At 68.8% G+C, this 14,464-nt stretch carries 9 protein-coding genes; 6 read left to right on the top strand and 3 right to left on the bottom strand.

Annotation, left to right across the window (positions count from 1 at the left end):
* Window positions 1-183: 183 nt before the first annotated feature.
* Both AC1AYX_RS08570 and AC1AYX_RS08565 read left to right on the top strand, forming a co-directional pair.
* The gene (locus AC1AYX_RS08570) at window positions 184-2,511 is read left to right on the top strand and encodes a DUF4037 domain-containing protein (RefSeq protein WP_476503126.1); all 2,328 of its coding nucleotides are present in this window, start codon (window positions 184-186) and stop codon (window positions 2,509-2,511) included.
* A gap of 21 nt (window positions 2,512-2,532) precedes the next feature.
* Window positions 2,533-3,288, top strand: coding sequence for a DUF4125 family protein (locus AC1AYX_RS08565; RefSeq protein ID WP_476503084.1), 756 nt, complete (start codon window positions 2,533-2,535; stop codon window positions 3,286-3,288).
* 394 nt (window positions 3,289-3,682) lie between these two features.
* On the opposite strand, the gene AC1AYX_RS08560 is transcribed toward AC1AYX_RS08565, so the two are convergent.
* The 3 genes from AC1AYX_RS08560 to AC1AYX_RS08550 all read right to left on the bottom strand — a co-directional run bounded on the left by AC1AYX_RS08560 (window position 3,683) and on the right by AC1AYX_RS08550 (window position 8,545).
* Window positions 3,683-5,548, bottom strand: coding sequence for an alpha/beta hydrolase family protein (locus AC1AYX_RS08560; protein ID WP_476503083.1), 1,866 nt, complete (start codon window positions 5,546-5,548; stop codon window positions 3,683-3,685).
* Between the two features lie 278 nt (window positions 5,549-5,826).
* Entirely contained in the window at window positions 5,827-6,633 is an 807-nt protein-coding gene (locus AC1AYX_RS08555; protein ID WP_476503082.1) for a hypothetical protein, read from the bottom strand.
* Complete coding sequence (locus AC1AYX_RS08550; protein ID WP_476503081.1) at window positions 6,626-8,545, bottom strand: PspC domain-containing protein; 1,920 nt, start codon at window positions 8,543-8,545, stop codon at window positions 6,626-6,628. Before AC1AYX_RS08550 ends, AC1AYX_RS08555 begins: the two co-directional genes overlap by 8 nt.
* Window positions 8,546-8,658: 113 nt before the next feature.
* Between AC1AYX_RS08550 and AC1AYX_RS08545 the strand changes: the two genes are divergently transcribed.
* The 4 genes from AC1AYX_RS08545 to AC1AYX_RS08530 are packed head-to-tail and all read left to right on the top strand — an operon-like array spanning window position 8,659 to window position 14,267.
* Window positions 8,659-10,008 (top strand): ATP-binding protein, encoded by a 1,350-nt coding sequence (locus tag AC1AYX_RS08545; protein ID WP_476503080.1) that lies wholly within the window; start codon window positions 8,659-8,661, stop codon window positions 10,006-10,008.
* On the top strand, window positions 10,005-10,787 hold the full coding sequence (locus tag AC1AYX_RS08540) for a LuxR C-terminal-related transcriptional regulator (RefSeq protein WP_476503079.1): 783 nt from the start codon (window positions 10,005-10,007) through the stop codon (window positions 10,785-10,787). Before AC1AYX_RS08545 ends, AC1AYX_RS08540 begins: the two co-directional genes overlap by 4 nt.
* Complete coding sequence (locus tag AC1AYX_RS08535; RefSeq protein ID WP_476503078.1) at window positions 10,788-12,014, top strand: acyltransferase family protein; 1,227 nt, start codon at window positions 10,788-10,790, stop codon at window positions 12,012-12,014.
* A 51-nt stretch (window positions 12,015-12,065) separates the two neighbouring features.
* A complete protein-coding gene (locus tag AC1AYX_RS08530; protein ID WP_476503077.1) occupies window positions 12,066-14,267 on the top strand; it encodes a DUF6541 family protein in 2,202 nt (733 codons plus the stop codon).
* The last annotated feature ends 197 nt before the right edge of the window (window positions 14,268-14,464 follow it).

Genomic DNA, 14,464 nt, shown 5'->3' with positions numbered 1-14,464 from the left:
GATGGCAAGACCGCCCGGAATCTCCCGGTGTAACGACACTCACAGCGTGCGGCGGGAACGGTCACAGTACGCTGGAAGTCAGTGATGGACGACATTCGCGATGGAGGGAACAAATCGATGGCCGATGATGCAGTGGACGCCGACGCGATCGACGGGATGGAATCGTTTGCAGACAATGCCGCGATGAACACGGATCTGGAGGCGGCGCTGGAGCAGATGGCGGCGAAGCACGCGCACGATTTCGACGCACCGCAGGACAACACGCAGAACACACAGAACACGCAGAACACACAGAACGAAGGCGGCAACGCATCCGATGACGCGCGCGACGAGGACACCGCCGCCCGCCCGTTCGACGTGAACGGGTTCCTCAAGGGTCTGGACGCGATCTTCGCGGCGCACGACGCGGCGGAGAAGGCCGGGCCGTACCTCGAACAGGCGGCAATCGACGCGGAGAACGCGGGCGACGAGGCGGGACTGCTCACCGTGCTCAACGAGACGATGGGCTTCTACCGGTCGCAGGGCCGGCACGAGGAGAACCAGTGGATTGTGCAGCGGGCCATCGAGCTCGCCCTGCACATGGGGCTCGAAGGCACCGAAGCGTGGGCGACGACGCTCATCAACTGCGCGACCGCGATGCGCGCCGCGAAACATTACGACCAGTCGGAGGACCTGTACCGGCAGGCGCTGGCATGCGCGGAACGCAACTACGATCCGACCGACCGGCGGCTCGCCGCGCTGCACAACAATCTGTCGATGCTGTACAGCGAGACCGGCCGCATCGACAAGGCGGAAGCCGAACTGCGCGAGGCGCTGCGCATCATCGAATCGTCGAGCGTGAACCCGGACGCGGACATCGACGTGGCCTCGTCACACACGAATCTCGCGCTCGTGCTGCTGGAGGAGCACAAACTGGAGGAGGCGGACCGGCACGCGTCGAAGGCGCTGGAGATCTACGCGGCCGGGCATCTCGAACATTCGGCGCACTACGCGTCCGCGCTGGCCGGACTCGCGCAGGTACGGTACACGCAGGAACGGTACGCGGACGCGGTCGCGTACTACCGTCACGCACTCGCCGTGATCGCGGAATGTTACGGCACGGACACGGACTACTACCGGATCACCGAAGCGAACCTCAACGAGGCCGCGGCGAAGGCGGGGGCGGAGTCTCTCCCCCACCCGGCTACGCCGGGAGCCCCCTCGTCAGAGGGGGCCAAGGCGGAACAAGACGGAGCCTCTTCCCTGCCTTCCGCCGGCGGGAGCGGGGATGTGGCCCCCTCTGACGAGGGGGCTGTCGCCGGAGGCGACTGGGGAAGAGACCACGCAGCCACCGCAACGCCGACCGCAACGCCAATCACGGCGCAAACCGCAACGTCGACCACACCACATACTGAGTCGCAATCACCCATCTCCGGCCTCAAACTCGCGAAAGCGTACTGGGAGGAGATCGGGCGTCCGATGGTGCGGGCGAAATACCCGGAGTATGCGGACCGCATCGCCGCCGGTCTCGTCGGGCACGGATCGGAATGTTACGGCTTCGACGACACGTATTCGCACGACCACGATTTCGGCCCGCGATTCTGCCTGTGGCTCACCGACGACGACTACGCGGCGATCGGCGCGCGATTGCAGGCCGACTACGATGCGCTCCCCCGCGACTTCCGTGGCTACGTGCGTCCGTCCGCCGCCGCGGACGAGCCGACGGACACGGCAAACGCCACCATCGACGATGCCACCACCACCGACGCGACGGTCAATCCGGCCGAATCCTCGCCGCTCACGCCGCGCGCGCAGGGCGCGTTCCGGCGTGACGGCGTGTTCCGCATCGGCGATTTCTTCGAGTCGATCACCGGATACCGCGAGGCCCCGGCGGCCGATGCGCCGCACGAGTGGCTGATGCTCGACGAGGCGACGCTCGCCGCCGCGACGAACGGCCAGGTGTTCGCCGACCCGATCGGCGCGTTCTCGCAGGCACGTCAGGGGTTCAAGGACATGCCGGAGGACGTGCGTCTCGCGCTGATTTCCAAGCGGCTCGGCATGATCGCGCAGGCGGGGCAATACAATCTGCCGCGCAATCTCAAGCGCGGCGACGGCGCGGCCGCCTGGCTTGCGATCGCCGAGTTCGTGGATGCGGCCGCTTCGCTCGTGTTCCTCGTCAACAAGCCGATGGTCGCCGGCTACCTGCCGTACTACAAGTGGCGGTTCGCCGCGCTGCGCAAACTGTCCGGCGGCATGTTCGCACGCCTCGGCGACGTGTGCGGCAATCTGGAATCGGTGATGCGTCTCGCTTCCGCCGCCTGCTACGGCGGCGCGGGCTTCGGCGAAGGCGGCAAGGGCTCCGCGCCGGCGGCCGAGTCCATCGAACGCCTCGTCGAGGAGGTGGCGGCATCCATCGTCAAGGAGCTCAGACGCGACGGGCTCACCCGCTCGGATGAGACCTTCCTCGAATGGCAACGGCCGTACGTCGAGGAGCATATCGAATCCAGCGCCGCATGCCTGCATAGTCTGTAAGGTCTGTAAGGAGCATCAGCGATGAGCGAATCGAACGACACCACCGAAACCGACACCACCGAAACCACCGTGCTGCGCGAGCGGATCGTGCGATTGGAGTGGGACCAGTTCCAACGCACGAACAACGAGGGCGGACGCGCCGCATGCCAAGGCAACTGGCCGGTGTTCCACCAGATGCGCCTCGCCCAGTTCCTCACGTGGGACCGGCCGCTGCTCGAATCCTATGCGGACGACCTCGTCGAGGCGGACCGCATCGGACGCAATCTCGTCACCGAGAAATACGGGCGCATGATGGTCTCGACCGCACCGGACGAGTACGCGCGGAACATCGAACCGTACATTCCGCGGCTATCCGGGGGACGCGTCGCGCGGCAGGAGCGGGTCATCGCGACGCAGGTCGCGTGGGCGCGCGACTTCCGCGCACGCTACCCGAAGCTCGGCGAGGCGATGCGCGTGCTCACTACCAGCGAGGACACGCCCATGGCGACTTCGTTCGAGACGTATCTGCGCGGCGAGCTCGGCACATATTCGGACCGCACGTTCGCGCTGTACGAGGCGATGATCGCGGGACGCGCGGCGGACAGCGGCCGTGACTGGCCCCTGGCGGGGTCTCTCCCCCAGTCGGCTTCGCCGACAGCCCCCTCGTCAGAGGGGGCCAGTGCGGCGGACGGCGGCGAACATATCGCGAACATCACCGAGGAGACGCTGCTGCACACCGTGCGGCTCGGCGGATTCTCGGGCCTCGACGAGGCGGAGGCCGCGCAGGCCTCGGCATGAATCACCCACCGCGAGCCAGCTGGCCCCGACCCATCGCGAGCGCGCGGCAGTGCGTCCAGGCATCACCCCGCAAAGGTCTATCTGCGTTGCAGGGGGTACACGCGTCCTACCGCAGACACCTATCCGCGTTACGAGGGGTATCTCGAATGGCGTATCCGGGCAATAACCAACGTCGTTCCGCCACGAATACCCCGTAACAACCACACTCGGTACCCCTCTCAAGCCAGTTGCCCTTCGTGACGGAGCGAGATGTACCCCTCTCGATGAAGATAGCCGCATCCGAGCCGGCCTGAACGCGTCCAAACAGGTCCATCCCGTCCAATCGGCCCCAAAGACAAGCCAGCCGTCCCGAATCGGGGCGACGCGAGAGGCACCGAAGGACGCCCCGCCGGCGTCACGGGGTGAACAGCCCCCAGAACGCCATGACGACCAATGCGAGCAGCATGCCGGCGAGCGCGAGGAACGCGGCGAGCCAGTGCCAGCGGCCGACGAGCCACGTGGAGTGGAGTCCTGCCGTCGGGTAGAGGCCGTGCGCGAGGTAGGCGCGGCGGACGCGCCACGCGTCCCACAGCCGCACGATGAGCCATGCGCACATCACGGCGCAGATCACGCCGCCGACCCGCAGCGCGATGAATCCGGCCTCCATGAGCGTCGAGTCGCGGCTCACGGTCAGCGCGCTCACGCCCACGTAGGAGAGATATGCGGCGAGCACGACGAGCGTCAGCGTCGTCGCGGCGATTCCCCAGCCGAGGATCCGCCGCAATGCGCGCGAGTACCCGACGTTGCGCACGTACGCACGGCTCGTGCCGGGCCACGACCGCGCGGCGTCCGTCCTGCGGCCGTCCCGGATTCCGCGGCCGTCACGTCCGTCACGCCAGTCGCGTCCGTCACGCGCGCGCGATTCGTTCGCCCGTCGCCGTCCGATTGCGGGGAACCTGCCTCGCAGGCCGCCGGCCACGTTCGCCGCGCCTTGCGCGCGCAGTGCGGCGAGCCGGCGGCGACGCGCGATCTCGAAGCAGCCGAAGCCGATCGTCATGACGATGACGGCCGCGAAGCAGAGCACCGAGGCGGCGGTAAGCGCGACGAGCACGCCGAGCGAGCCGATGATGCCGGACGATGTGTCGCGCGGCGCGACGTACTGCTGGTGCGGTGTCGCGCCGGCGATCCGCGGCGTGGTCCAGCCGTCGGCCGGCGTTCCCGCCGCGACGCCGTTCACCCAGTCGGCGAGGTCGCGCGTGTAGCCGTCGGCGAGCGGGAGGCCGGCGGTGAAGAGGCCTCGGCCGGCGCGCATCTGATGGTTGGCGGCGTAGTAGCGGACGGTCACGTTGCGGTTGCCGTGGCGCGCGGCGTCGTGGATGATGGTGCGCGCGCCCTGTTCGATCGGCATGGCGGTGTCGTAGACGCCGTAGTCGACGAGCACGGGCATGGTGAGCGAGCCGCGCACCGCGTCGGCGTCGAAGTCGGCGTAGCGCAGGTCAAACGGCGCGAAGTCGAGGGAGAGGAGTTTGGCGACGTCCTTGACGATCGGCTGTGGCGCGCCGGCCTGCCGCGCGTAGGCGCTCACGGCCATCGCCATCTGTTCGCGGCCTTTGTAGACAGGTGCGGAGGCGAGGATGCTGAAGGCGATGTCGCGGCGTTGCGACGTCATGAGCATGGAGATCCACGTGCCTTCGGATTCGGCGTACAGTCCGGTTTTCGCGGCGTCGACGCCGGGGATGAGTTCGAGCAGGTCGAGCGCGGTCGTATAGTCGCGCGCGAACCGTGGGTAGTCGCGGTGGAGCGGCGTGTAGTCGGCGGTGCGTTTGGCGGGGACGAGTGTGACGATGCCGGCGGAGGCCATCGCGTTGGCGATGTCGCCGAAGTCGTCGGCCGTGCCGGTGCCGGAGCCGTGGATGAACAGGCACGCGGGCCGCCTGCCGGACGCGTCGACCGGTTCGCGCAGGATGGCGGGCACGCTGTCGCCGTCATCCAGGTGGATGGTGAGTTCGCGTGTGCGCGTGCGGTAGGCGCCCTGGTGGTCGGCGAGGAAGGATGACGGGGATGGATTGGGTGCGGCAGGGTTCGCGGCGGCGGTGACGTTGTCGGCGGGGATGGCGGAAGGATTCGCGATGATGGATGTGTCCGCGGATGCGACCGTGATGTGGTCGGTGTAGGGTTCGGGCCGCCACTGCGGCATCATCAGCATGCCGAGCGCGGCGAGGACGGCGATCAGGACGACAGCGGTGCCGGCGATCCTCCACACCGTGCGCCACGCGTCCATCGCCCGCTCCTTTCCTCTGATCCTCTACTGGCTGCTCCGCGATACCTCATGGTTGCACCGGCGCGGATTGCACCGGTTTCACTGTGCGTCACTCTAGTTCCCTCCCCCGCAGGACACGCCTTCATGGAGCGGGGATATACCCCCTCAGTCAGCCTACGGCTGACAGCTCCCCCTGAAGGGGGCGCAAGGAGCCGAGCGCCATGGGTCGTTTCGCTATCCTGCGCCCCCTTGAGGGGGAGCTGGCGCGCGAAGCGCGGCTGAGGGGGGCCAAACCAGCGCTACTGCTTGTTGCGACCGGTTACGGCTTTGGCGATGGCCCAGATGATGGCGACGAGGATGAGGACCACGCCGACGCCACCGAAGAACAGGGCGGTCAAGGTCTGCGGGTCGATGGCAACCATCCAAGTGGTGACGTCGGGCAGCCGCAGGCCGAGCAGCACTCCGAACGCGCCGACAAGGATGCCGATCACGCCGAACAGGATGGTCGGCACGCTCGGCCCGGTCGGGGTGATCGTCGCGGGCGCGGCGGCTGTGGGTTGCGCGGGGGCCGCAGGCTGCGTAGGAGCCGACGGCACCGTGGAATCCGACGGTGTCGGTTCAGGTGTCGATCCGGGCTTCGTTTCGGGTTCCGGCTCGTCGTCGGAGACGCCCATCAGGCGGGTGAGCGGGGTGTTGAGGTCGACGAACGGCGTGGAGACCGGCTGCGTGGCGTCATCCTTCGCGGCCGAGTCGTCCTTCGCCGTCGCATCGGATTTCGCCGTCGCCGCAGTCTCAGCCGTCGCTGCGATCTCGTCCGTCGCCTCAGTCTCGGCGAGGACGGCGGTGTCGGCGGTCTGGTCGGCGGCGGGGATCGGCTTGTCGAGGACCTGTTCGGTGGGCGGGGCGACGTCCGGCTTGGCGCCGGCGGGCGCGGGCATGGCCTGCGTGTCGACGATGTCCTGCAGGGAGTGGTTGCGCGAGTCGTCGAATCCCTTGTCCGCGGCGGCCTGTTCCTCGGCCTGCTCGGCAGCCTGCCCCGCGGGCATGGCCTGCGTGTCCATCGTCCGGATGTTCGTGGTCGTGTCCAGAGTCTTGTCGTCAGTCATCGGAATGCTCCTTCTTGCCGGCCGCACCGGAACCGTTATCGCTGGAGGCGGTCGTGGTGCCGTTCTGCACGGCGTAGTGTTCGCGGGTCGTGAGGTCGAGCGAGGCGACGTCGCCCTTCGAGATCTGCTTGACGAAGTCGGCGTAGCCGGGCAGCACGGTCTCGGAGGCGTAGCGCACGGTCACCTTGCCGGAGACGCCGGAGGTGAAGTTGATGAGGAACGAGCTTTCGTCGGTCTTGCCGTTGCCCTGCCAGTCGTAGTTGTCCGGCTGGTAGCCGTCCGAGTTCATCATGCTGTCGTCGTGGTTGTCGCGGACTCCGGCCATGCGCTCGAGGAACGGGACCTCCAGCGTCGTCGCGCCGTTGTTGCGCACGACCTGGCTGTAGCCGCCCATCGAATCGGACTGCATGAAGACGAATCCGCCGGAGCCGAACGCGTACGGGCACCCGTCGGGCAGCGTCACGTACACGTGCGCGTTGCGCACGGACAGGTCGATCTGCCCGGCCGGGCAGCCGACCTTGTACTTGTTCACCTGATTGCCGCCGTAGTTCCAGTTGCCGTATTCGCTCAGGTCGATGTTCGCGACGCTCAGGTCGTAGTCGACGCCTTGGAAGTGGACGCCTTGCTCGAGCCGGCGGAAGTTCTGCGGACTGGAATCGGCGACCCAGTAGTTCATGTTCGCGTTGAGGCCGCTGGTGGCGGACCAGTAGTCGTGCTCGGCGTTCTCGTCGAGACGCGCCTGCACGGCGACCATCCCGTATGCGTTCTCGGATCCGGCGCTCGATCCGGCTCCCAGTCGCACCTCGGTGTAGCCGTTGCGGACGTTGTTGATGTCGTAGGTCGAGTAGCCGGCGACGCCGGTCGCGACGATCATGCAGCAGGCGACGAATCCGGCGATGAGCGCGAGCGGGATAAGTCCGCCGGAGCGGCGCCCCACAGCACCGAGGATGACAAGCAGCACGCCCATCGCGATGCACACGGCGGAGATCCACACGGTCATCATCGTGACCGCGTTGACGATGCTTTCGCCGGTGTGGCTGTCGGCATACCCGTGCTCCATGGCGAGCATCACGGCCGCGCCGGAGACGAGCGACAATCCCATGACGAGCAGGACGAGCAGCGGCCCGGCCGGCTTGCGGCGCACGCGGCGCGGCGCAGGAGCGACGGGAGCGGGAGGCGCGACAGGTGCGACGGGAGCGGCCATCGCCGGCGCGGCATAGACCGGACCGGTACCCGCCGGCACCGGCCCCGGATTCACCGGCCTACCGGAGTCCGCCGGAAAGGGGGCGTGCGACGCGCCTTGGGGAGGCACCTGGCCGTTCACCGTACCGGGGACGGGACCAGCCGCGGGACCGGCCGCGGGACCGCCGGGGTACGCATATCCTCCCGGATACGCGGGTCCAGGCCCGCCCGGGTACGCGCCACCGGCCGCAGGTCCGCCCGGATACCCGCGCGGCGGCACCGGCGTGTACGGCCCGTTCGGCCCTTCCTTGCGATAGCCGTACCCGTAGCCGTGCTGCTGGCGCATGCCGCTCTGGCAGATGGCCCACAACGCGACGGCGGCGACGGCGATCGCCACCCATCCGGTGCCGACGATGAGCACGGTGACGCCGAGCATCACGAACGCGCCCAGACAGTTCCAATCCCACCTGCCGGCGACGAGCTCCTCGGCGAGGATGCGCCCGTCGCGCGCATCCGGCAGCATCAGCCACGCGAACGCGTACAGGGCCATACCGAAGCCGAACAGGAAGGTGAAGACGATCATCAGGGCCCGCACGAGCGTCGGGCTCCATCCGAGGCGGGCGGCGATGCCGCTGCACACGCCGCCGATCCAACGGTCGTCGCCGCGCACCACGCCGGAGGCGCGGAACCAGGCGAACACCTTGGGAAGAATCTTGTTGTTTTCGTTCATGCCTCCATTACAGCAGCCGTGCGCTTGCACAGCCGTCGGGGAAACCCCTGATTCTTCCCTGAACCCCGGCTAGGAATCCTGATTCCGCACCCCGAAGCGGGCACAATGGAAGCATGACCTCACCGAATCTCCCGCCGCTGCGCCCGGCGAAGCTCCCACTCATGCGCCCGACCCGCGGCCGCATGCTCGCCGGCGTCTGCCGGGGCGTCGCCCTGCATCTGGGCGTGCCCGTCGTCTGGGTGCGGCTCGCGTTCGTCGCGCTCACGTTCCTGTGGGGCGCGGGCGTCGCCGCCTACCTGTTCCTGTGGATGTTCGTTCCCGTGGGCGATCCGTTCGCCGCGGCCGCGGCGGCCGCCCAGGCGCAGGCCACGCCGGTCGCGAGCGCACCGCTCGCCGCCGGCAACCGCGACACGGCAACCGGCCGCACGCGCGCCGAATCGGCCGCCGAGGCGATGCATGGTTCGACGGAGAACGTGGCCGCCGCGATCCGCCGCATCCCGCTGCCGACGCTCGTCGCGTGCGTCGGTCTCGCGCTCGTCGCGATGAGCGTCGCGTTGGGCGGTACGGACCATGCCGACCTCATCATGCCGCTGCTGCTCGCCGCGTGCGGGCTCATCGCCGCGTGGTCGCGGTTCGATGCGAAGCAGGGACGCATCCCGACGATGGTCGCCGGCCTTATCCTCATCTTCCTCGCCTATGTGGCGTACGTGACGACCGTCATGTATTCGGGCACACCGTTCCCCCGCCGCATCATCGTCGCCGGTTTTCTCATGCTCGTCGGCGTCGTGCTCGCGATCCTGCCGTGGGCGGGCGCGACGCTGCGCACGCTGACCGCCGAGCGCGCGATGAAGGAGCGCGAGGAAGAGCGCGCCGACATGACCGCCCACCTGCATGACGGCGTGCTGCAGACGCTCGCCCTCATCCAGCTGCACAGCGCGGAACCGGACATGGTGTTCACGCTCGCCCGCGCGCAGGAGCGCGAGCTGCGCGCGTGGCTGTACCAGGAGCGCGTCACGTCGGATCGTTCGGTGAGCGCCGGTGTGAAGGCGATCGCCGCCGAGGTGGAGGACGGTCACGGCCGTCCGATCGACGTCGTGACCGTCGGCGACGCGCGTCCAAGCGCCACGACGGACGCGCTGCTCGACGCGACGCGGCAGGCGCTCGTCAACGCGGTCACGCACGGCGGCGAGCCGGTGTCCGTCTACTGCGAGGCGGGCGCGCGGGCGGTCGAGGTGTACGTGCGCGACCACGGCGACGGTTTCGACGTGGACGCGATCCCACCGGACCGTCTCGGCATCCGCGAGTCGATCGTCGGCCGCGTGCGTCGCCGCGGCGGTACAGTGGAGATCGTGTCGCGGCCCGGGTGGGGCACGGAAGTGCGCATGCGCATGCCGGTCGCGGCCGTGCCGGGAGGCGACGGCGCGACCGGCGGCGCGCACGCGACGGAGAAGGAGGAACGATGACCGGACAGGACGACGCGACGACGGGCACGACGACCGCGGGCGGAGACGCGCGGATCCGCGTGGCGGTGGTCGACGACCATGAGATGTTCCGCGCGGGCGTGACCGCCACGCTGCGCACCGAATTCGACATCGTCGGCCAGGGCGCGGACGTGGACGGTTCGATCGCGATGATCGCGCGGACCAAGCCGGACGTGGTGCTGCTCGACGTGCATGTGCCGGGCGGCGCGGGCGGCGGAGGCGCGGAGATCCTGCTCAAGTCGAAGGCGTACTCCCCCGATTCGGCATTCCTCGCGCTGTCGGTGTCCGACGCGCCGCAGGACGTGGGCGCGGTGATCCGCGCCGGCGCGCGCGGCTACGTGACCAAGACGATCACCGGCGCGGACCTCATCTCGTCGATCAAGCAGGTGCACGAGGGCTACGCGGTGTTCTCGCCGAAGCTCGCCGGATTCGTGCTGTCCGCGTTCCAGGGCGCGGGGCCGGCCGGCGGGTTCGGCGGCGGTGCGGGTGCCGGCGCGGCCGGAACGGATGCCGCGGGGTCGGGCTTCGGTGCGAACGCCGCCGGCTACCCGCCGCACGACGAGGAGCTCGACCGGCTCTCCCGCCGCGAACAGGACGTGATGCGCCTGATCGCGCGCGGCTACACGTACAAGGAGGTCGCCGCCGAGCTGTTCATCTCCGTGAAGACCGTGGAGACGCATATGAGCGCCGTGCTGCGCAAGCTCCAGCTGTCGAACCGCACCGAGCTGACCCGGTGGGCGGCCGACCGTAGAATCGTGTGAATGACCGATGACGAATCCGTCCAGATGACCACGCGGGGGATCTCGCAATCCTCCGCATCCCCGCGCCCTCGCCGCGCGCGCAACATGCGCGTGGAGATGCTGCGCGTCGCCGCAATCGTCGGCATCGCCGTGTTCCACACGTTCCAGCCGTGGTTCACCGTGGTCGCCGCGTCCACGCCGATCGACCGGCTGCCGGCGGAACTGCAGCCGGTCGCGGCGAGTCCGGCGGCGATGTGGGTGCTCGGCATGACCGCGCTGCTCGGCGCATGCGGCAACCATATCTTCTACATGATCTCCGGGTTCTATCTCGTCCCGTCCGCGGCGACGAAGCCGCTGCGCGCGCAGGCCGCGGCGACGGCGCGACGTGCCGCGATCATCGTCCTGTCCGTGCTGTTCTACGTCGCCGTATGCGCCGTGATCAACCTGTTCACGCCGGTCGCCGGCTTCGGCACCGCGGGATGGTGGGGCATGGGTCTCGAATTTGTCTGGCTGTATCTCGTGTTCGTCGTCGTCGCGCCGGCCGCGGCGTGGCTGTTCGCGCGCATGGACGCGCGAACCCGCCACGCGCTGGCCGCGCTCGCGCTCGTGGCCGTGTTCGCGCTGAACGCGTACATCGCGTTCAGCGCGCCGGAGGGCGGCCGCGGACTGACCGACTGGCGCAAGCTGATGAGCGCCGTCACGTATCTGGCGACGTTCCTGTTCGCCGGCATCCTCGGCATGGACGTGCGTGCGGGCCGCGCGCCGTCGCCGCGGTTCTGGCGGCGCGCGCTCGTCGTGGTCGTCACCGTGACGGCGGCGCTCGAGGCCGCGTTCGCCGTGACCGGCGCGCGCGGGCTGCTGATGGCGATGTCGTTCAAATCGACGTCGCTCGTCTCGTTCCTTGCCGCATGGTTCGCGCTGATGGCGGCGGCGACCGGCGGCGACGCGCGTCGCGACGCCGGTCGCGCGGACGGCGACGGTCCGGCGCGGCCGCGTCCGGCCGTGCGTTTCGCGGCCAGCCTCGCGTCCGGCATCCTCGGCTTCTACATCGCGCAGTCGCTGATGAACGGCCTGTGGCATGACGCGTGCACGGCGTTCATGACGTCGCTCGCCGCGCACGGCGGCGCGGGCGTCGCCGGCGCAATCGCGTTCGGCGTCGCGTTCTCGGCGGCGTTCGTGCTCGTGGTGACGATGGTGGACCGGTTCACGCGCCAGCCGCTGCTGCGTGTGATGCGGTTGCTGCGATAGACTGTTGCGCGGTTGAACGACGGTTCCGACGACGATCGGGGATTGGTTTCCATGGCTCAGATTTCGATGATTCACCAGCGGATTCAACGGCGCGACCGCATCATCCGATGGGCGCCGGCCGTGGCGGGACTGCTGGGCGTGGTCGCCGCGTTCTGCATCGTGCTCGCGTGGTTCCCGACGGCCGTGTGGGACAAGCCGATCCAGGGCATCGACGCGCCGTCGCACTACTACTTCATCCGCAAACTGCTCAACCGCGGGCCGAGCGTGCTGCTCACACTGCAGCCGCATGACGGCTTCTACCCGCCGCTGTTCCACACGCTCGCCGCGCTGATCGTGAAGGTCGGCGGGGCGCTCGGCATCCCCGCGCTCACCGGGAACCTGGCGGTCGTCGTCGCGGTGAACTGCGTGTGGATCCTCGGCGCCGGGCTCCTGTGGCCGCTCGGCATGACGCTGCTGTGCGGCTATTTCCTGCGCGACGCGTCGCTCGGCACACGATGCGCGTTGAACCTCGTCATGCCGATCCTCGCGGTCTCGTCGGGCACGAACCCGTACCAGATGCTGTACGCGGGGCCGCTGCTCGCCTACGGATTGGGCAGCAACCTGCTGCCGTTCCTGCTGCTCGCCACGCTGCACCTGCTGGACGCGCTGGTGGACGTGTTCGCGGCGCGGGCGGATGCGCGCGCGGCGGGCGGCGCCGGCCTGGGCAACGCGGGCAAGGGCGCGAAGCGGCGGCTGCCGGCGGCGCTGCGCGCGCGGCTGCTGCGCACGCTCGCCCTGACCGCGCTGGCCGGATTCCTCGTGGCGGCCACGCAGCCGAAGCTGATCTTCACGTACATCCTCATCATGCTGCCGTTCGTGCTGGTGCGCATGCCGTGGAGGCTGATCGCCGGCGTGTTCGCGGCGCTCGCCGTGGGCGCGGTCGCGTTCTTCGTCTACGCGTTCACGTTCATCAAATCGGACAAATACTTCCATCCGGAACGCTGGTTCCACACGCACAAGCCGGACATGTCGCTGCGCACGTCGCTCACCTACGCGTTCACCGACGGCATGGTCTCCGGCGACCCGGCGAACGGGCTGATCTCGTTCAACATCCCGACCGTGGCCGGCTGGGCGATGATGATCCTGCTCATCGGATCGATCGCGGTCGCGGGCGTCGCGGTGGCGCGCTGGTGGCGCGGGCACGGTCGCGGACGCGGGCACGGGCACATCGTCGACGACGACTGTCGTACCGGCACGATCGCGTTGTCGCTGATCCTGTCGTTCCTGTTCGTCCTGTTCGTCTTCGAATGCAGCGCGACGTTCACCGGCGCGATCCCGAACATCGTCACCGCGGTCTGGTACCGCAACGAAGTGCGCACGATGACGTTCCTGCCCTACGTCATCCTCCCGCTCATCGCGTTCGCCGCCGCGCGGCTCGACGCGCGGATCGGCGCGGACGATGCGGACGATGCCGAAGCCAAGGTGGCCGCCGCGATCATCGCGCCGGATGCCGATACGACCACAATCGACGGGTCGGACGGAGCGGCGGCAGGCGCCGGAACCGAAACCGAAACGACGGACACGACCGCGACCGACGCCGGTACGCAAGACGAGGCCGCCGACGCGCGCGAGGCCGGTTCCGGCGCGGCGAAGACGCGACGCCGGAACCGCCTGACGCGCGGCGTCGCGGCGGCGGGCGCCGTGCTGCTGGCCGTCGCGATGGTCGCCGCCCAGGCGGACAGCCCGGTCAAGACGGAGATGCGCGCGGCGCTGACCGACGCGGCCCGGCTCGACAAGGTCGACCCGACCGAACAGCTGACCGGCGACAAGCTCGACGCGCTCACCCGCGTGGTGGACAAGGTCGGCACCGACGCGCTCATCATCTCCGACCCGCTCAACGGTTCGATGTACGGTACGGCGCTGCTCGACGCGAACATGCTGTACCCGGTCTACAACCCGCAGGACACGCTCAACGGCGCGATCTTCAAGCAGGTGGAGCTCGACTTTGCGTCCGGCGCCCCGGCGACGATGCTCGCCTCGCCATGCTCGGTGACGCCCGGCAAACCCGTGTACTTCCTCACGATGGGCCCGCAGGCGCCGAGCCTGCAGATGTTCACGTACCGCGCGCAGTTCTACCAGTTCCATGACGAGAAGCTGATCGACGCCTACGTGAAGGCGGGGGCGTTGAAGCCGGTTTCGGGGCTCGACCTCACCACATACGGCCCGCACGCCAAGGACTGGGCGCTTTATCAGCTCGCCTGTCCGGCGAAGTAGGGGAAGTAGGTGCGGGGCGACATAGGCGCGGGGCGACGTAGACGCGGGGCGACGTAGACGCGGGACGACGGGCGACATAGGCGACGGGCGACAGGGGGCTATAGGAACCAAACGTGGTGTTTATGACCGGGGTTTGGCCTTGTGACAGTAGGCGTGTCGGGTTGGTTTTAACACGATGTCGCGTTAAAGACCGCCGG

The organism is Bifidobacterium sp. LH_419 (assembly GCF_056356955.1).
Note: the sequence above shows the minus strand (reverse complement) of the source record. Positions and strands in the feature narration are given on the sequence as shown.